Annotated in this window: 18 protein-coding genes; 8 read left to right on the top strand and 10 right to left on the bottom strand. The window is 62.7% G+C overall.

Annotated elements, in window-relative coordinates; all coding sequences use genetic code 11:
• The first annotated feature begins 3 nt into the window (after positions 1-3).
• A complete protein-coding gene (gene polA, locus ABI660_RS06510; protein WP_348066109.1) occupies positions 4-2,835 on the top strand; it encodes a DNA polymerase I in 2,832 nt (943 codons plus the stop codon).
• Here polA and ABI660_RS06505 read toward each other — a convergent pair whose 3' ends face one another.
• From ABI660_RS06505 to ABI660_RS06490, 4 genes are all read right to left on the bottom strand, one after another.
• The gene (locus tag ABI660_RS06505; protein WP_348066108.1) at positions 2,836-3,789 is read right to left on the bottom strand and encodes a methyltransferase domain-containing protein; all 954 of its coding nucleotides are present in this window, start codon (positions 3,787-3,789) and stop codon (positions 2,836-2,838) included.
• A 52-nt stretch (positions 3,790-3,841) separates the two neighbouring features.
• Complete coding sequence (locus ABI660_RS06500; protein WP_348066106.1) at positions 3,842-4,255, bottom strand: hypothetical protein; 414 nt, start codon at positions 4,253-4,255, stop codon at positions 3,842-3,844.
• A gap of 22 nt (positions 4,256-4,277) precedes the next feature.
• Entirely contained in the window at positions 4,278-4,787 is a 510-nt protein-coding gene (locus ABI660_RS06495; protein ID WP_348066104.1) for a DUF393 domain-containing protein, read from the bottom strand.
• Positions 4,788-4,867: 80 nt separating this feature from the next.
• Entirely contained in the window at positions 4,868-5,440 is a 573-nt protein-coding gene (locus ABI660_RS06490) for a MarR family transcriptional regulator (RefSeq protein ID WP_348066102.1), read from the bottom strand.
• Positions 5,441-5,527: 87 nt separating this feature from the next.
• Here ABI660_RS06490 and ABI660_RS06485 point away from each other — a divergent pair, with 87 nt between their 5' ends.
• The 6 genes from ABI660_RS06485 to ABI660_RS06460 all read left to right on the top strand — a co-directional run bounded on the left by ABI660_RS06485 (position 5,528) and on the right by ABI660_RS06460 (position 9,978).
• A complete protein-coding gene (locus ABI660_RS06485; protein ID WP_348066101.1) occupies positions 5,528-6,436 on the top strand; it encodes an AraC family transcriptional regulator in 909 nt (302 codons plus the stop codon).
• A gap of 138 nt (positions 6,437-6,574) precedes the next feature.
• Positions 6,575-7,369, top strand: coding sequence for a fumarylacetoacetate hydrolase family protein (locus ABI660_RS06480; RefSeq protein ID WP_348066100.1), 795 nt, complete (start codon positions 6,575-6,577; stop codon positions 7,367-7,369).
• Positions 7,370-7,485: 116 nt separating this feature from the next.
• Positions 7,486-8,385, top strand: coding sequence for a dienelactone hydrolase family protein (locus ABI660_RS06475; protein ID WP_348066098.1), 900 nt, complete (start codon positions 7,486-7,488; stop codon positions 8,383-8,385).
• A 127-nt stretch (positions 8,386-8,512) separates the two neighbouring features.
• The gene (locus tag ABI660_RS06470) at positions 8,513-9,394 is read left to right on the top strand and encodes a ZIP family metal transporter (protein ID WP_348066096.1); all 882 of its coding nucleotides are present in this window, start codon (positions 8,513-8,515) and stop codon (positions 9,392-9,394) included.
• Positions 9,395-9,515: 121 nt separating this feature from the next.
• Positions 9,516-9,662 carry a hypothetical protein gene (locus ABI660_RS06465; protein ID WP_348066094.1) on the top strand — a complete coding sequence of 49 codons (147 nt, stop codon included), beginning with the start codon at positions 9,516-9,518 and terminating at the stop codon, positions 9,660-9,662.
• 1 nt (position 9,663) lies between these two features.
• A complete protein-coding gene (locus ABI660_RS06460) occupies positions 9,664-9,978 on the top strand; it encodes a hypothetical protein (RefSeq protein WP_348066092.1) in 315 nt (104 codons plus the stop codon).
• A gap of 167 nt (positions 9,979-10,145) precedes the next feature.
• On the opposite strand, the gene ABI660_RS06455 is transcribed toward ABI660_RS06460, so the two are convergent.
• Together ABI660_RS06455 and ABI660_RS06450 are read right to left on the bottom strand one after the other, a co-directional pair.
• Positions 10,146-11,090, bottom strand: coding sequence for a sugar kinase (locus ABI660_RS06455; RefSeq protein WP_348066090.1), 945 nt, complete (start codon positions 11,088-11,090; stop codon positions 10,146-10,148).
• Positions 11,091-11,240: 150 nt separating this feature from the next.
• The gene (locus ABI660_RS06450; RefSeq protein WP_348066088.1) at positions 11,241-12,272 is read right to left on the bottom strand and encodes an SDR family oxidoreductase; all 1,032 of its coding nucleotides are present in this window, start codon (positions 12,270-12,272) and stop codon (positions 11,241-11,243) included.
• Between the two features lie 271 nt (positions 12,273-12,543).
• Here ABI660_RS06450 and ABI660_RS06445 point away from each other — a divergent pair, with 271 nt between their 5' ends.
• On the top strand, positions 12,544-13,026 hold the full coding sequence (locus tag ABI660_RS06445; protein ID WP_348066086.1) for a hemerythrin domain-containing protein: 483 nt from the start codon (positions 12,544-12,546) through the stop codon (positions 13,024-13,026).
• Between the two features lie 294 nt (positions 13,027-13,320).
• Here ABI660_RS06445 and ABI660_RS06440 read toward each other — a convergent pair whose 3' ends face one another.
• The 4 genes from ABI660_RS06440 to ABI660_RS06425 form a co-directional block, all read right to left on the bottom strand.
• On the bottom strand, positions 13,321-15,897 hold the full coding sequence (locus tag ABI660_RS06440) for a PAS domain S-box protein (protein ID WP_348066084.1): 2,577 nt from the start codon (positions 15,895-15,897) through the stop codon (positions 13,321-13,323).
• A 73-nt stretch (positions 15,898-15,970) separates the two neighbouring features.
• A complete protein-coding gene (locus ABI660_RS06435) occupies positions 15,971-16,870 on the bottom strand; it encodes a sulfurtransferase (protein ID WP_348066082.1) in 900 nt (299 codons plus the stop codon).
• Between the two features lie 42 nt (positions 16,871-16,912).
• Positions 16,913-17,854, bottom strand: a complete 942-nt coding sequence (locus ABI660_RS06430; RefSeq protein WP_348066080.1) for a DMT family transporter — start codon at positions 17,852-17,854, stop codon at positions 16,913-16,915.
• A gap of 105 nt (positions 17,855-17,959) precedes the next feature.
• Complete coding sequence (locus ABI660_RS06425; RefSeq protein ID WP_348066078.1) at positions 17,960-19,078, bottom strand: aromatic ring-hydroxylating dioxygenase subunit alpha; 1,119 nt, start codon at positions 19,076-19,078, stop codon at positions 17,960-17,962.
• Between the last annotated feature and the right edge of the window lie 11 nt (positions 19,079-19,089).

Here is a 19,089-nt window from a genome sequence, read left to right as displayed (position 1 = left end):
GCCATGAGCACCGATAAAAAAACACTTCTGCTGGTGGACGGCTCCAGCTACCTTTACCGCGCCTTTCACGCCATGCCGGACCTGCGCGCCAACCCCGGTGACCCGCAAAGCCCGGCGACGGGCGCCATACGCGGCATGGTCAACATGATGCAGAAGCTGCGCAAGGACGTTCGGGCCGACTACGCCGCCTGCGTGTTTGACGCCAAAGGTCCAACCTTTCGTGACGCGTTGTATCCCGAGTACAAGGCCCAGCGCTCGCCCATGCCCGACGACTTGCGCAGCCAGGTCGAACCCATCCATGAAGTGGTCGAGCTGCTGGGCTGGAAAGTCCTGACCGTGCCCGGCGTGGAGGCCGACGACGTGATCGGCACCCTGGCCTGCATGGGCTCGAAGCAGGGCATCGAAGTCATCATCTCCAGCGGCGACAAGGACCTGAGCCAACTGGTCGATGAACACATCACCGTGATCGACACCATGAACGACCGCCGGCGTGACCTAGCCGGGGTCGAGGCTGAATTTGGCGTGCCGCCGCGGCTGATGGTGGACTACCAGGCCCTGGTTGGTGATGCGGTGGACAATGTGCCCGGCGTTCCCAAGGTCGGCCCCAAGACGGCGGTGAAATGGCTGCTCGAATACGGCTCGCTGGACGCGCTGGTGGCCCGTGCTGGCGAAATCAAGGGTGTCGTTGGAGAGAACCTGCGCCAGTCGCTGGACTGGCTGCCCAAGGGCCGCGAGCTGCTGACCATCAAGAAAGACTGCGAGCTTGTGGACTACGTCGCCGGCCTGCCTGCTCTGGATTCAATAGCAATTGGCGCCCAGCAGACGGAGGCTTTGAAGGTTTTTTATGAAAAATATGGCTTCAAGGGCCTGGTCCGGCAGATCGACATCGAAAGCACGCCGCCGGAGCTGATTGGCGGACCCGAGGGGCGGCACAAGCCACCCCCCCCGGGAGGTACGGGCGGCAGGGCGGACTCCCCTGGTCTTTTTGACGAAGCGCCTCTCGTCGAGACACCGCCGGCGGAACGCGCAAGCAACCTGAACTATGACACCGTGCTGACCTGGGAAGCCTTCGACCGTTGGCTCGCGAAGATCGAGGCGGCTGAGCTGGTTGCGCTAGACACCGAAACCACTTCGTTGGACGAAATGCTGGCCCAGATCGTGGGCCTGAGCTTCAGCGTCACGCCGGGCGAGGCGGCCTACATTCCCCTGACGCACGACTACCCGGACGCGCCGGCGCAACTGCCGCAGGGCGAGGTACTGGCGCGGCTCAAACCCTGGCTGGAAAACCCGGCCAGAGCCAAGCTGGGACAACACGTCAAGTACGACCGCCATGTGCTTGCCAACCACGGCATCGAGGTGCAGGGGTATCAGCACGACACCATGCTGCAGAGTTATGTGCTCGAAGTGCACAAGCCGCATGGCCTGGCCAGCCTGGCCGAGCGCCATGTGGGCCGCAGCGGCATCAACTACGAAGACCTGTGCGGCAAGGGCGCGCACCAGATCAAGTTCAACCAGGTTGACATTGCGAAGGCGGCCGAGTATTCGTGCGAAGACTCGGACCAGACCCTGGACGTGCACCGTGTCTTGTGGCCGCAGCTGCAGGCCAACGAGAAGTTGCGCTTTATCTATGAGCTCGAAATGCAGAGCAGCGAGGCGCTGTACCGCATCGAGCGCAATGGCGTGCTGATCGACGCGCCCATGCTGGCCACGCAAAGTCACGAACTGGGCCAGCGCATCTTGCAGCTCGAAGCAGAAGCCTACGAAATCGCTGGCCAGCCTTTCAATCTCGGCAGCCCGAAACAGCTCGGCGAAATATTCTTCGACAAGCTGGGCATGCCGGTGATCAAGAAGACGCCCAGCGGCGCGCGCAGCACCGACGAGGAGGTGCTTGAAAAACTCGCGGAGGATTACCCGCTGCCGGCCAAGCTGCTGGAGCATCGCTCGCTCAGCAAGCTCAAGGGCACCTACACCGACAAGCTGGCGCAGCTCGCGTTGCCGCGCACGGGCAGGGTGCACACACACTATGCGCAGGCCGTGGCCGTGACCGGGCGCCTGTCCAGCAACGACCCCAACCTGCAGAACATCCCGGTGCGCACGCCGGAAGGCCGGCGCGTGCGCGAGGCTTTTGTGGCGCCTGCCGGCAGCGTGATTGCGAGCGCCGACTATTCACAGATCGAGTTGCGCATCATGGCCCACCTCAGCGGTGACGAGGCGCTACTGCGCGCTTTCACCGACGGCCTGGACGTGCATCGCGCCACGGCCGCTGAAGTGTTCGGCGTAGACCTGGCCCAAGTCAGCAGCGAGCAGCGGCGTTATGCCAAGGTCATCAACTTCGGGCTGATCTACGGCATGAGCAGCTTCGGTCTGGCGCGCAACCTGGGCATCGAGACCAAGGCCGCTGCGGCTTACATCGACAAATATTTCCAGCGTTACCCCGGCGTGAAGAACTACATGGAACAGACCGTGGTGTTTGCCCGCGAGAACCACTTCGTCGAGACCGTGTTCGGTCGGCGCCTGTACCTGTCGGAGATCAACGGCGGCAATGGCCCCAGAAAAAAAGCAGCCGAAAGGCAGGCCATCAACGCGCCTATGCAGGGCACGGCGGCCGACCTGATCAAGCTCAGCATGGTCAAGGTGCAGGACGTGCTCGATGCGGAAAAGCGCGCCACCAGGATGATCATGCAGGTGCATGACGAGCTGGTGTTTGAGGTACCCGAGGCCGAAGTCGAATGGTTACGCACCGAGATCCCGCGCCTGATGGCCGGTGTGGCCGAACTCAAGGTGCCGCTGCTGGCCGAGATCGGCATTGGCGCCAACTGGGAAAAAGCGCACTGATCAGTTGATTTTATGCCGTGGCAATGTATCACTGTCCGCCGGTTTGCGGGCGGTGACCATGTAGTAGCCAAAACCCGGCAGCCACATGCCCAGCAGGAAGGCCGCATAGGACGCCACGATGTGGCCGCGGCGCAGCGGCGACAGGCGGAACCGGGCTCGCCATAGTTCACGCAATGCGAAGCGTGTGGCGAACAACGGGATCTGCAGGGCGCTGGGCGCCAGGCGCAGGCTGATGTCCTGAAAACGGATGTCGGTGAATCCGTGGCTGGCAAGCGCAGCGTGCAGCGCGTGTTTCTCCGCCAGTTCGTTGACCGCCCAGTTGCGGCACCAAAGCCTGTAGATTCGCTCCATGAATCCGGGCAGAGGCTTGCTGTTGCGCCGAAAGGCGTCGGTAATCACCAGCGTGCCACCGGGCCGCAGCAAGCGTGTCGCCTCGCGCACCAGTGCGCGTTTGTCGGCCCCGGGCGCATGGCAGGCGCTTTCCAGCGCGTAAACGCCGTCGTAAGCGCCTGTACGCAGGTCGGTGTCCACATAGTCGGCCAGGTGAAAGCGCACCTGGTTGTGCAAGGCCGCAGCCTGGTTGAGCTGGGCGCCCTGGACAATTTGCCGCGCCACCAGCGTGACGGCGTCCACGGTGCTGTGCTTGCGGTTCTTGACGATGGACCTGGCAGTAGCTCCCGCGCCACAGCCCAGGTCGGCCAGCAGCACGGCCCCGCTGCGTGGCAAGGCCAGGCGGCGCAACACTTCCAGGTTCATGCGTTCCAGCATGGCTTCGCGGCCCAAGGGGTTGACTTTCCAGGACCAGTAGCCGAAGTGCATGTTCATGCCGGGGCTCCAGGCACGGTAGTCATCGGCTACGGCGTTGTAGTAAGACCTGATGTCCGCCAGCCGTGCTTCCTTGCCCTGGTTGGTTGGTGTATCGATGCGGTGGGCAACCGGTGTTGTGGTGCTCATTTTTGTCCTCCGTCAGTGGTGCTTTCGGTTTCTGGCTACTGCGAGGCATCCCTCAGCGCGCATCAACCGCGGCGGGTTTGGCCGGCGCGGTGCCGCGGGCAGCCTGTGCATGGGCAGCCAGTTCCTGCGCGGCCACCCACTGCCGCACCTGCGTCCACACATTGCGCGAAATGATGGCCACGGTGAAGAACACGCCCGCCATCACCAGCGACAGCGAGCGCCGCACCGCGTCGACCAGGCTGCTGCGCTCGCTGAACTCGCCGAAGCTCAGCATCAGCAGCAAGGTGCCCGACACCGCCAACAGGTAGGCGCAGCGTATCCAGAACTCCGCGCCGCCGTCCGCGTCGCACAGCATGCGAAGCACCTTGTAGAGGATCGGCTTGAGGTAGGTGATGGCAATGACGGGCCCGACCAGCGCGATCAGCAGCGAGATGACAAACAGGTTGGCGTTCAGGTTGGCATTCATGATGGTGTTTCCTTTCGGTTGATTAACGTGGGCAACTGGCGGAATCGCAGCGGGCGGCTGCCGAGCGTTCGGCAGCGCGCCGTACGGCGCCTTCAAACAGCAAACGCACGAAGCTGCGGGGAATGCGGTGCCGATTGCGGGCCAGCACCGGGTAGCCCCATTCGGCCAGCGGGCGCAGCAGAGGCATGCGCATGGCCGAGCTGACCCAGCCCAGGCCGACGGCTTCATAGGCCAGGCGGAACACCTCAACACCCTTGAGCACGCGGCCGTCCGCGGTGCGCGCGTGGATCAGGTCCAGCAGGTCTTGCAGGGTGGCGCTGGCGGGCACATCGGTGAAGTCCGGCGCCGAGACATCGGCAAAGCGCAGATGCCCTCCGGTGTCGCGCAGCATGAGATTGCTCATCTCCGCATTGCACAGTGGGCAGGCAGATTCATAAAAAAGCGTCAGCGGATAAATCGTGGGATCCAGTCCCGCCTTGAAGCTGTCGTAGCGGGTGTTGCCCAGGTCAGGAAGGTTATGAATGCTGGTCATATTTCTCTACTTTAGAAATTTCAGTACAAACAGAAATTAATAGCCAAAAAAAAGGGCCGAAGCTTGGCCGGTTATCCAGATCAAAAAGTAGGCGGTAAAAGCTCGGATGGATCCATGGGTTTGACATCGCTGTCTCCGCGCACAAATTTCTGCACGCTCGCCCCCATGCGCAAGACTTTTTCCAGCGTGGTGGGTGACAGGCGCAGCATTTCATCGGCCCACAGGCCCAGCGACTCCATGAGCCTCAGGGTTTCACGCACACGGTCCTGGGCGTCGGCGGCTTCGGTATCAAAGCCTTCCTCCTTCACCAGATCACGGAGCATACGTACTGTGGGGTCGAACTCGCGCTCTTTGCGTTCGCGCACTACGGTGCGGAACAGCTCCCAGACATCCAGCGAAGTTTCGTAATAGTCGCGCCGGTCACCCAGCAGCTGGGTGGTGCGGATGAGGTTCCAGTTCAGCAGTTCCTTGAGGCTGGTGCTCACATTGGAGCGGGCCACCGCCAGGGTGTCGGCAATTTCCTCGGCATGCAGAGGGCGGCCATGGAAAAAGAGGAGTGCGTGAATTTGCGACACGGTGCGGTTGACGCCCCAGGCCGTGCCCATTTCTCCCCAGTGGACAACGAATTTTCGGGCGACAGTGCTGAGTTCCATGACTCCGAATATATATCGTCTGAAATTTCTGTCAATACAGAATTTAACTTTCTTCGGGCGGCACTGACAGCGCCTGAAAATACGTGCATGACAGACATCAAGACCTACGGGATGTCCGAGCGGGCCGACCACCTCGACTTCGACATCCGTTCCCAACTGGTTCGGCCGCCACTGGTGCGCCCGCACCGGCACGAGTACTTCCAGGTCCAGGTGAGCCTGCAGGGCGACACCGAACAGAACGTCGCCGGCACGGTGCGGCCTTTCAGGCGTGGCTACCTCAGTTTCATCCTGCCTTACCGCGTGCATGTGATCCCGCACCCTGAGGGTTCGCGCTACGTCATCATCAACATGTCGCAGCAGTTCCTGCGCCCTGGCCTGGATGTGGACCCGCTGGACCTGGAAGACGTGCCGTTGACAAGGGCGCCCGAGCTCGCACCGTTTCTGTTTCAGGAATATGCCGACTTCTGGTTCACCGAAGAAGAGTTCCCGGAAGTCGAGGTATTGCTCAACAAGCTGGCTTTTGAAAATACCCATCGCCGATTCGGTTCGATAGAGATGATTCGCGGGCTGATGCTCCAGCTGATTGCGCTGGTCTGTCGCAAGTATGAACCGGACCTGCTGCGCCTCGCCGCCAGCCAGGCGCAGCAGGGCAGCCGGCGTGCCAGTCTGCAGCGCGCGGTGCGCTACATACGCGACAACCTGGCGGGCGAAATCACCCTCGCCGATGCCGCCGCCGCGGCCTTTCTGTCACCTAATTATCTGGCGCACCTGCTCAAGAAGGAAACAGGCAAGACCTTCACCGACCTGGTGACGGAGCGCAGGCTCGAGTTTGCGCAGGAACAGCTGGCGCACAGCAGCCAGCTGATTGCCAGCGTGGCTCATGCCTCGGGATTTGCCGATGAAGCCTATTTCGCGCGCCGATTTCGCCAGCGTTTCGGCATGACCCCCAAGGTCTACCGCGACAGCGTGCGCGCAAAAATTTCAGGCGCCACCTGAGGCGAACGCGGCGTCCGCATGGTGCCGCAGGGGCTTCTTTGAATCGTCCGGTGAATGCGTAAATGCGTCTGCGCACGTGGTGGAGATGCGGCATAAGCTGGCTGCTCGACATTTCATGACCATTCCAAGGAGACAAGCATGACCGACATGAATAAACGCGGGCTTCTGCAATCGGGCGCATTGATGACGGCGGGCGCCATCGCCGGTTGTGCGGCCCCCGGCACGGCGGCCAATGCACCGGCCACGCCTTTTTCGGTGGCAGACACCTACGTGCCGATAGCCGGCAGCAGCGAGATGTTTCCGGTGCGCCGTATCTATTGCATAGGGCGCAACTACGCCGCGCATGCCATCGAAATGGGCTCGGACCCCTCGCGCGAGCCGCCCTTCTTTTTCCAGAAACCCACCGATGCTATCCAGACCGTGCCACCGGGCCAGGTGGCTGACCATCCCTATCCGACGCTGACCAAAAACTACCACTACGAGGTTGAGCTGGTGGCGGCCCTGTTCAAAGGCGGGCGCAACATTCCCATGAGCCAGGCATTGGAGTGTGTCTATGGCTACGCGGTGGGCCTGGACATGACACGCCGCGACCTGCAGCGCGGCATGGGCGACCAGAAAAAGCCCTGGGAAATCGGCAAGAGCTTCGACAGGTCGGCACCCATCGGCCCCATCCACAAGGTGGCGCAGACAGGCCATTACACCAAGGGCGCCATCTGGCTCAAGGTCAATGGGCAGACCAAGCAACAGGCCACGCTGAACCACATGATCTGGTCGGTGGCCGAGCAGATTTCCAGGCTGTCCGAAGCCTTTGAGCTGTTCCCCGGCGACATCATTTACTCGGGCACACCTGAAAATGTCGGGCCGGTGGTCAAGGGCGACGTGATCGAGTGCCACATTGATGGCCTTCCCGAGCTCAGCGTCAAAATCGTCTGAGCGGCCGCACAAGGCAGGCGCAGCGCGGGAAACACCTGTATTTCCCGCGCCGGCAAGAACTTCTGCGTCTGCTTAAACTCCGATGGTTGTTTCAACCACTCCCTCAGGAAGCCGCCATGCTCAACAGCAACCAGAAAAACGAGTTTGATTCCCTTTTGCCCGGTCAAAGCACGGAAAGCGGCGCCACCCGCCGCACCGCGCTGAAGACTGCGCTCGGCGTTGGTTACGCCGCCACGGCGTTGCCCATCATGGCGCAGACCGCCATCAAGACGTCTGCCGAGGGCCTGAAAGCCGGCGAAACCACCTTTGAAGTCAACGGTTTCAAGGTGCCGGCCTATTACGCCGCGCCCGCTGGCAAGACCAACCTTCCGGTGATCCTGGTGATCCAGGAAGTTTTCGGCGTGCACGAATACATCGCCGACACCGCGCGCCGCTTTGCCAAAGCCGGCTACCTGGCCATCGCGCCCGAGCTGTATGCCCGCCAGGGCGACCCCACGCAATACGGTGAAATCGCGAAGCTGATGGCCGAAGTGGTTTCCAAGGTGCCGGATGCGCAGGTCATGGCTGATCTCGACGGTGCCGTGAAATGGGCCGGTGCCAATGGAGGCAACACGGCGAAGGTCGGTATCACCGGCTTTTGCTGGGGTGGCCGCATCACCTGGCTGTATGCCGCGCACAACCCCAATGTCATGGCCGGTGTTGCCTGGTATGGCCGGCTGGTTGGCACCGGCACTGATCTCACGCCGAAACACCCGATCGACATCACCCCCATCCTGAACGGCCCGGTGCTGGGCCTGTACGGCGGGCAGGACAGTGGCATTCCCCTTGACACGGTGGATAAGATGAAAGCTGCCTTGGCTGCCGGCAGCCCAGCGGCGAAGGCCTCGCAGTTTGTGGTGTACCCTGATGCCCCGCACGCTTTCCACGCCGATTACCGCCCGAGCTTCCGCAAAGAGCCGGCCGAAGACGGCTGGAAACGCGCTCTGGCGTGGTTCAAGGCCAACGGCGTCGCTTAAATACCAGCGCCCGCGTTGCCCAGGCCGCCCCACAGCAATGTGCGGCGGCTTTTTCGTGGGCACGGCATTTGGCATTTTTACTAACCTTTTTAGGGCTCCAGCCCTTATGGATCGGGCGCAGGCAGCTATGACATTGATAGCAATTTTGATCGGCACGCTGGCTGCCGGTATCGGCAGCGTGTGGCTGGCGGCCCTGCTGAGTTTTGGTGTGCTGGCACGCTATACCTCGCACATGCTCAGCCTGGCCGCCGGTGCACTGCTCGCAACGGCCTTCATGCACCTGCTGCCCGAAGCCTTCGAGAGCCAGGTCGGTGCGCAGGAATTGTTTGCCACGCTGCTGGTCGGCCTGGTGTTTTTCTTTCTGCTCGACAAGGCCGAGCTTTATCACCATGGCCATGAGCACCACGACCCGCATGAGGGAAAAGAAGGTCTGGGCTACATGCTGGCACCCGTGCGCACAGGCAACTCCCAGCGTGCCGAGCGGGTGGAAACATCACCGGGCGCGCTGGAGCATGGCCACGGGCACCATCATCACCATCGTCACGAGGGCCAGGCCAAATCCGGCAGCTGGGCCGTCCTGACGGGCGACAGCGTGCATGCCTTTGGCGACGGCATCCTGATCGCCTCCGCCTTTGTGGCGGACATGCGGCTGGGCGTCATCACCGCGCTGGCAGTGCTGGCGCATGAAATTCCGCATCACATGGGTGACCTGGTGGTGCTGCGCCAGACCTCGAGCAATTCGCGTGCGGCCCTGGTCAAGGTGTCGCTGGCTGGCGCGGTGACGGCGCTCGGCGGCCTGATTGGTTACGCGCTGGTGGACATGCTGCACGACTGGCTGCCGTATTTCCTGGTCGTGGCTTCCAGCAGCTTTGTGTATGTGGCGCTGGCTGACCTGATCCCGCAATTGCAAAAACGCCTGAGCGCCCGCGAGACTTTTTCGCAAATCGCCTGGCTTGCCGTGGGAATCGCCCTGGTGACGGTGGTCAGCGGGCTGGCGCACTCGCATTAAGCCGCTTCCTGACGGGTGCGTCGCACGTGTCAGCCAGACACTGACAGGCAAAGAGCCTGCCAGCCTATAGGGGCCCGGCTTGCGGGCCCCGACCATGGAGTCATTCTCCAAGGAGGCTGCCATGAAACTCCCGACTTTCACTTCCGGGCCGTCCCGACCCCGCCGGGTGCGTCGCCCATGGGCGGCTTACACCGCCTATGTCACCACCGTGTGTGCCAGCGTGGCTGCCGCCGCGGCAGTGGTCACCGGCATGCTGGGAGGGCTCTGACATGCATGCGGAGCCTTTGACCATTCCAGAGGAAGAAGAACAAGCCGTGACACCGGGCGATGACAGCAACGACGACCCGACGCCTCCGCTGCCCGTCGATCCCCCAGGAGCGCCTGCAAGGAATCCCGCCGTCGATACGGTGGCCCAGGAGGACGGGGCAGTGAAGAAAGAAGAGAAGAAGGAAGAGCCCGAGATCGCGTATGAGCGCGATATCCCCTCTGATGGCCGCGATCCCGAAGGCGAGGGAATGATCCGTGAAGTGGAAAAGCCGGAAGAACCTGCCTCAGATCCGTCAGACCCGCCGGAAAGGAAATGACGCGGTGGCTACCGACCCCAACGTTCCCCCGCCTGAGCCGGTGCCGCCGATTGCCTCGCCTCCCAACCCCGGCCAGGTACAACCCACACCCCAGCCGATGTAGCTGGCGGCGTCACAGCGCGGCAAGCAGGCTCAGGCAGCAGCGCTGCCTGTTTACCATGCCTCTGTCAGAGGTCGGCTGCTTGCAGTTCGGCCGCCGTCGGCAGTCCCTCGGTGTCACCGAGTACCTGAACCGCGCGGGCTCCGATCCAGGCGCCGCGCCTGACCGCAGCCGGCACGCTTTCTCCAGCCAGCAGGGCGCTGATCAGGCCGACGGCAAAACCGTCCCCGGCGCCAACCGTGTCCACCACCTTCTGCACCGGAAAGCCCGGGACATGGCCGCTGCCACCCTCGCCGTCAAAATAAGCGCCTTCGCTGCCGAGCTTGACGACCACCAGTTGGGCGCCGCGCTTCAGGTAAAAGCGGGCAATCCCTTCGGCTGTTGTTTCACCGGTGAGGAAGCGGCCTTCCTCCAGGCCCGGCAGGACCCAGTCGGCCCGGGTAGCCAGGTCGTTGATGGACTCGCGCATCAGTTCGGGCGTGGCCCAGAGCGTGGGACGCAGGTTGGGGTCGAAAGACACGGTGCGCCCGGCGGCCTGCATCAGGTCCATGCTTTGACGCGCCACGCCCAGTGTGTTGGCTGAGAGGGCGGGAAACACACCGGTGGCGTGCAGGTGCCGCGCCGACAGCAGCCAGGTTTCGTCAATATCGCTGGCATCCATGCGGCTGGCGGCCGATCCCTGGCGGTGGTATTCCACAGGCGGGTCGCTGCCGTCCAGCACCTGGCCTTTGATCATGAAGCCGGTGGACTGTCCGTTGGCCAGGGACACTTGTGAACAGTCAACGCCTTCGCCTGCCAGCGCCTTGATCAGGTAGCGGCCCATCATGTCGGTGCCCAGCCGGCTGGCCCAGCCGACTCTCAGGCCCAGGCGCGCCAGGCCGATGGCCACATTGGTTTCAGCGCCGGCGGTGCGTTTGTAAAAAGAGGTGGCGTCTTCGAGTGGCCCGGGGCGGTCGGCCACCAGCAGCATCATGGCCTCGCCGAAAGTGACGGCGTCCAGGGTGGTTGTCATGGAATGTTCTCGCGCAGTGCAGGGTGCGGGAATCCTAGCACTCCAAAATTGCTATGGTATTCATAGCTGTTCGGCCGCGACCCTGCTGGGCTAGGGCCCTATTTTGCATGAAGAAAGCGGAAAGCGGCCCTGCGCCGTCCGCATGCGCGCTCAGGGCCCGACGCTGCCGGTGATGGGCAGGACGATGCCGGTGATGTAGCCCGAGCACACTGGAGCGGCCAGGAAAACGTAGGCGGGCGAAATCTCCTCGGGCTGGGCTGGGCGCTTCATGTCGGTCTTTTCTCCGAAGGTGCGGATGTCATCGGCTGTCTTGTCGGCGGGGTTCAGCGGCGTCCACACCGGGCCCGGCGCGACGGCATTGACGCGTATGCCCTTGTCAACCAGGCTGCTGGCCAGCGACTTGGTGAAGGCGTGGATGGCACCCTTGGTGGCCGAGTAGTCCAGCAGTTTGGCGCTGCCTTCCAGCCCGGTAACCGAACCCGTGTTGATGATGCAGCTGCCTTTGCCGAGATGCGGCAGCGCCGCTTTGGCCATGTGGAAATAGCCGAAGATATTCGTGTGAAAAGTTTCTTCGAAGCGGTTTTCGTCAAGGTCCTCCAGTGTGTCGGCATGCTCCTGGAAGGCGGCATTGTTCACGAGGATGTCGAGCTGGCCGAACTCGCGCACGGTTTTCTCGACGGCCTTGCGCGCAAACGCCGGGTTTTTGACGTCACCGGCAATCAGCAAGCAGCTTTGTCCCTCCGCTTCCACACAGCGCTGGGTTTCGCGCGCGTCTTCATCTTCGCTGAGGTAGGCCACAGCCACATCGGCGCCTTCGCGCGCAAACAGGACGGCCACCGCGCGGCCGATACCGGAGTCGCCGCCCGTGACCAGCGCAACCTTGCCGCGCAGCTTGTTGCTGCCCTCATAAGCCGGTGCCAGGAACTGCGGCTTGAGTTGCATGTCGGACTCGTTCCCGGGCTTGTCCAGGTGCTGGCGCGGCAGAGGTGTTTCGGGTTGCTTTCGCGCGCCAGCCTGCACGGCTTTGGGTTTGCCGGGGTCGGGAGCGCCGCCGGGCTGGCCGGCACGCTCGCTCTTTTTTCTGCTGTCCCTGGCATCCTGCCCGGCCTGGATTTCGCGTTGCACGCGCACGGTGGCTCGGCGCTCGTCGCCTTTGTCGGCGGTGGGTTTTCTGCTTGCCATGTCTGCCTTTGTCGGATGGTTTGCAAGCTCCCATGGGAGCAGAAGTCAGGTGCGGCCCCTGTCAACCCGGCGGTGTTTTTTTTGTAGGACAAGCGCAAGCGAGGCTGCAGCCGTGCGCAGGGAAGAATCGTCCTACAACAAGTTCAACAGCGTCCCACAGCGCGGTGCAGAAGGCCTTCCTAGAGTCGAGCCTGTGCTTGGCATCCCGCCGGCATCCGGCGCTTTCGGCGCTGTTGTCAACGACATGAACCACGATAGAAAGAGGCCCACCATGAGCAAGGCACCTGCCAAAAAGAACGACGCTGTTGACCTGCTGGACGCAGATCACGTTGCCGTGAAAAAACTGTTTACCGAATTCAAGAAACTGAGCGAGGCCGGCGCGCCTGAAGAGAAAAGAAAGGCACTGGCCGACAAGATCTGCATGGAGCTGACTGTGCATGCCGAGATTGAAGAGCAGATTTTCTATCCCGCCGCGCGTGCCGCCATCAACGATGATGACCTGCTCAATGAGGCCGAAGTCGAGCATGCCAGCGCGAAGGAACTGATTGCCCAGATTTCCGCGATGAGCGCCGGGGAAGAGCTGTTCGACGCCAAGGTCATCGTGCTCGGCGAGTACATCGATCACCATGTCGAGGAAGAACGCAATGAAATGTTTGTGAAAGCGCGCAAGAGCGAGCTGGACCTCAAGGGCATGGTCCAGGAACTCAAGACCCTCAAGGAGGAATTGATGGCCAATTACGAGGTTTCGGCCTGACACGCTGTGCGTGGAAGTGCCAGGGCGCCCCTGCGGGCGCCCTGCGTTGCATGGCACGGCAAAAAAATCCCACGGACCGTCAAGCACGTGGGATAAGGGGGAGGAGGGGTTCCTCAAGCGGAGTTCGATGCATTCGGTACTGCTTGTGCTTCTGCACATTCCCGAAGGCATGGAGCCAAATGTAGGCGAGGTGCTGTCTCTCCGGGAGTCGGACGATGAAGTGTCCGCTTGTAGGAAAACCTCCTGGCCCGTTCGATCCCGTTGCAGGGGGCCTGTCCTTGAAGGTTGACCGCTTCAGAGCGCCACTGTTCCGAAGCGGGGGTCCAGGGAAAAATAAAAGCAGGCACCGGCGCCCTCGGCTGATTCGGCACGTATCATGCCGCCGTGCCTCTCGAGGATGCGGTGCACCGTCGCCAGCCCGATGCCGCTGCCTTCAAATTCGGTTTCGTGGTGCAGTCGGTGAAAAGGTTTGAACAGGCTGTCGGCATAGGCCATGTTGAAGCCGGCGCCGTTGTCCCGGACGAACAGCATCTTGCGGCCATCCTCGCGGCTCGGCAACACACCGAACTCTATCGTTGCGTCGGCGCGATGCCGCGAGTATTTCCAGGCATTGCCGATCAGGTTCTCCAGCAGGATGCGCGTGAGCTTGCTGTCGCAGCGTTCACTGAGTCCCGGCTGGATGGTGATCTGCACTTGGCGCCCGGGGTCGCGCTGCTTTTCCTGCGCCACCACCTGGCGCGCCATGGCACTGAGGTCAACCTCCTCCAGCGTCAGCTTGCCCTTGCTGACACGGGCCAGCGCCAGCAGGTCGTTGATCAGCTCATGCATGCGCACGACGTTGAGCCGGACGCGTTCGAACAGCCGTTCTTCCTCATCGCTGAGCCGCCCCTTCAGGCGCCGTGCCAGCAGCACGCTGAAGCCCTCGATGCTGCGCAGCGGCGACTGCAGGTCATGCGAGACCGAGTAGCCGAAGGATTCGAGTTCCGCATTGGTGGCCTTGAGCTGCTCGGTGCGTTCGCTGACGCGCTGCTCGAGGGTTTCGTTGAGATGCCGGATTTCGCGGTCGCGCCGCAGCCGGACCAGCTCGGCGGTGATGCGGCTGGCAAAAATTTTCACCAATGCATCGCGGTCCGCCGATGCGGCTTGCGGCTGCCGCCAGAACGCGTTGACGATGCCAATGACCGTGCCGTCCGCGTCACGCAGCGCCGCGCCGACGTAGGCCTGGTAGCCGCCGTCCACCAGAAACTGGTCTTGCGGAAACAGCTGTTGCACGCCGTCACCGTACATGCACAAATCGACCTGGCCTATGGCCATGTCGCACGGTGTGCCGGCCAGCGCATAGGTGAGGGGAGGCTGGAGCACACCGTCCTGCATCATGGCCAGCGAAGTCACGGTCTGGTCCGGCGCCGTTTCGCCGACCATCACCAGGTCGGCGGCCACGGCCTTGCCCAAATGCTCGACGACGGCGCGGAAAAAGGCTTCGCCTGTCTCCGCTGACAAACCCTTGGCCATGTCGATCAGCAAGGCCTCGCGCCGCTTTTGTTCGCTGATGTTGACGACGGAACTGAGTACGCACGGCTCGCCGCCGATGTCCACGATCACCGCCCACATGCGGCAATCAATCAAACTGCCGTTCTTGTGGCGTATCTGGGTTTCCAAGCTTTCCACCCGGCCGTGTGTACGCAGGGGTTCAAGAAATTTTTGACGCTCCGCTTCATCGCGCCAGACGTTTGCTTCCACCGAGGTGCGGCCCACCAGTTCGGCTGAGGTATACCCGTTGAGTCGGCCTTCGATGGCATTGACGGCAAGGTAGGTGCCATCGGAGACGCGGGTGATGGCCATGTCGATCGGGCTGAAATCGAAGGCCTTGGAAAACAGCTCCTCCGATTGCCGGGCTGCCTGCCGGGCCAGGGTTTCGGCGGTGGCGTCGGTGATGGTGGACACCACGATGCGCCCTTGGCCTTTGCCCTCAATTTCGGTGGAGAGCAGGATGTGGATCAGACGGCCTTCCTTCGTGCGAGCTTCCAGCGGGAGATTGATCACGCGCCCGGTGGTGGCCATCTGGCGGTGGAAGTCCTTGCGGGCCTGCGGCTTGTCCCACAAAACAGCATCGGTGCCGCCCAGGAATTCCTCGCGCGTATAGCCATACAGCCGTTCAAAGGCGGGGTTGACGTCGAGCACCTTCATGTCTTCCAGCGACTGCACGACGATGGCGGCCGGGCTGCTGCGGAAGATGCGGCTGAAGCGGTCTTCGCTCAGGCGCAGTTCGTATTCGGCATGTTCGCGGCGCCGCAGGTCGGTATGCTGGCTGCGCAAGGCACCCAGGACCACCTGGCGGCTGGTGTAGACGCTGATGGCAATACCGCAGAGCACAAGCACGTGGATTAGCCAGAACCGGAGGCCCACCGAGAAGTCGGGTTGGGCCAGCAGGCCGCTTGCCTCGGCCCAGGTCAGCACCCCCAGCGCGGCCGCGCTGAGCGTCACGGCGGCGATCAGGGCTTTTTTCTCCAGCAGCATGCCCGCAGCAATCACGGCACCGGCAAAACCGACCACCATGGCACCGCGTACGGAGCCGTAAGCCAGGACGCCCGCCGCCGTGCAGCCGATCAGGGAAAACACCAGCAGGTGGCTGGCCCACTGGTAGTGGCCGCGGCGCAGCAGCCCGTAAGACACGGCTGTCAGGACGAGGGTAGAGGCCACGGTGGCGATCTGCAGGCCGCCGCTGTGTTGCGCAACGGACAGGCCCAGCACCAGCGGCAAGCCTGTCATGAGTACGAGCAGCAGGGAGCGCAGCCCGGAGACATAGCGCTTGTCGATCAACTCTTCCGCAAGCAGGTAGGCTGAGTCAGGAAAGGAAGAGTTGGAGGACATGGGAATAGGGCTGCAGCTGATGGTAATGCATGGCGCTTGCAGCGGAGGGATGTGTTTTCACCACCCGATCCAGCTAGCCCTTTGCCACCGGCCGGCCGGGATCGCTGCACCACTCGCTCCAGCTGCCGGCGAACAGGCCGGTGCGGCCCAGGCCGGCGATTTCCATGGCCAGCAGGTTGGGCACCGCGCTGACGCCGCTGCCGCAGTGGTGCACCACACTGGCCGGGTCGCGCCCGGCGAGCAATGTTTCAAATTCGCTCCTGAGCTGGGCCGCGGGCTTGAACTTGCCGTCCGGGCCGATGTTGTCGCTGAAAGGGCGATTCAGCGCACCGGGTATGTGGCCGGCCACCGGGTCCAGCGGTTCGACCTCGCCGCGAAAGCGTGCGGGTGCGCGCGCGTCCACCAAGGTCTGACCGGGCCGGTCAAGCTGGCTGGCGACAGTTTGGGCGGTGACCAGTGCTGCTTTTTCAGGGCCGGGGAAAAAGTTGGACTGGAAGTGCGACGGCTCTTCGCCGCTGGCAATGGCACCACCTGCCGCCTGCCAGGTCTGCAGTCCTCCGTCGAGCACGGCAACGGCCTCATGGCCGGCCCACTTGAGCATCCACCACAGGCGGCCGCAGTAGTTGGCGCCGTTGCGGTCGTACACCACGGCCTGCATGTCGTTGGTAAAACCCACGCTGGACAGCCATATCGCAAATTTCTCGCGGTTCGGCAGCGGATGCCGCCCGCCTGAGGCGGGCAGATCGGCGCCGCCGCTGGCGGTCAGCACGCCGTGGGCACCGGGCACGCCGTGTTTGGCGCTCAGGTCGGTATCGAGGTTGGCATAGACGGCACCCGGGATGTGGGCCTGCAGGTACTGCTGTTTGCCGACCTGCGGCTGCATGAGGTCAAAGCTGCAGTCAAAGACCCGGTGCGGCTGGCGGCTGTCGATCAGGGCTTGCAACTGCGCAGCGGAAATCAGGGTGGTGTACATGAGCGGCTCCCGGTTGAAAAATAAATCCCTGCAAGACCTGGCTCAATGTTCCTCGGCAGGTGAGCCTGGCGCGGCCCGCGCGCGCAACACCGTAGCCGCGATACCGCTGGCCACGATCAGCGCCATGCCGGCCCAGCCGATCAACGGAATCCGGTCGCCAAACAGGACCAGGCTGTAGACGGCGCCGAACACAATGCCGGAGTATTGTAGATTTGCAACGACCAATGTGGCGCTGCGGGTTTTGGCCAGGCTGTAGGCTCGCGTCATGCAGAGCTGGCCCAACGAGGCCAGCACACCCAGCGGGATCAGCCATAGCGCCGGTTTCCCGGGCCATTCCGATATGCCGGCCACCAGCATGCCCGCGCTGCCGGCCACGGCCGAGCCGACCGCGAAATAAAATACGGTGCGGGTTTCGGGCTCACCGACGCGTGCCAGCGCCATGACCTGCATGTAGGCAAAAGCCGCCAGCAGGCCGGACATCAGGCCAATCAGGCCGGCGAAGGCCTGGTTCTGCTCTATGGTTGGACGCAGCATCATGATGACGCCGATAAACCCCGTGATCACCGTAAGGACGAGCGGCCCCTGGCTCAGACCAGCCCCCACGCTTGTTGCTTCTCGTGCCACGCTGTCGCCGCGCGCTGGCAACAAGCCCATCAGCAGCGCGCCGCCGACCAGAAAGGTCGCAATCCAGACGCTGCTCATGTAGTTCAGGGTCATGGCCGTGGCCAGCGGTAGGTGGGCGATGGCATAAAACCAGGCGCCCAGCGAGATCACACCCACCAGGCTGCGCCACATGTGCATGCCGGGAAAACGCGTGGCCAGCGGAATGCTACGTGTGCGGGCCAGGGCCCACATGAAAAGCATGCCCAGCAGACCGCGGTAACAGACCAGCTCCGCGCTATTGAAGTATTCCGACGCGAACTTGACGCAAACCGCCATGCTTGCGAAGAAGAAGGCGGCAGCTAACATCCAGAGGGCTTGCATGTGTCGGCTTGGGTGGGGGTTGAGAGTGAAAAGTGGCTCTAGCCCTTATGGGGCGGTCGCAGGCAGCTATAAAAAATATAGTGAACTGCCTGCGCAGCGCCGACGTCAGAGCATTTGCGTGGTCTTGCTGGCGCCCATTTCGCGGCGGTACCACTCGTGAAAGTGCTGCATGCCGTCTTCCATCGGGCTCTGGTAAGGGCCGAACTCGTTGTCGCCGCGCTGCATCAGGGCCTTGCGGCCGGCGTCCATGCTCAGCGCAATCTCATCGTCCTCGACGCAGGTTTCCATGTAGGCGGCCTGCTGGGCATCCATGAACTCGCGCTCGAAGGCGCAGATCTCTTCGGGATAGAAAAACTCCACCACGTTCAGCGTCTTGTCCGGTCCCTGCGGGTGCAGGGTGCTGACTACCAGGGCATGTGGGTACCACTCGACCATCACATTGGGGTAATACGTCAGCCAGATCGCGCCGTATTTGGGCGGCACGCCGCGCCGGTACTGCAGCACCACGTCATGCCACTTTTTATAAACGTCTGTGCCGGGCTTGCCCAGCTTGTCGGACACGCCCACGGTTTGCACCGAGTAATTTGGCGTCAACTCCCAGCGCAGGTCGTCGGTGGTCACGAAGGCGCCCAGGCCGGGGTGGTAGGGGCCGACGTGGTAATCCTCCAGGTAAACCTCGATGAAGGTTTTCCAGTTGTAGTTGCACTCGTGCAGGTGGGTCTTGTCGAGCTGGTAACCCGAGAAATCGAGGTCGGGCATGGCGCCCAGCGGTGCCATCTCGGCGGCGATGTCGCGGCCATTGTCTTCAAATACGAGGCCATTCCAGCTGCTGGTCTTGTAGCGGTTCAGGTTCAGGCAGGGATCAACTTCAAAGTGCGGCGCGCCTATCAGCTCGCCGTTGGTGTTGTAGGTCCAGCGGTGCAGCGGGCAGACGATGTTGCTGCCGGTGTTGCCGCGGCCCTGCAGCATGGTGGACTGCCGGTGCCGGCAGACGTTGGAGATCAGCTCCACGCCGCCTGCGTTGCGCACAAGGGCGCGGCCGCCAAGTTCCTGCGGCAGGGCGTAGTAATCGCCCAGATTCGGTACCGACAACTCGTGACCCACATAACGCGGCCCGCGCGCAAACAGTTTCTGCTGCTCCCGCTGGTACAGACCGGCATCAAAGTAGCTGGAAACGGGGAGCTGGCTGGTGGCCTGCAGGAGACGGAGGCTTAGATCAGACATGCAGATTCCGA

Origin of the sequence: Polaromonas sp., from assembly GCF_039930745.1 — a bacterium.
Taxonomy (GTDB): domain Bacteria; phylum Pseudomonadota; class Gammaproteobacteria; order Burkholderiales; family Burkholderiaceae_C; genus Polaromonas.
This window is presented reverse-complemented; position numbering and strand designations above follow the sequence as displayed.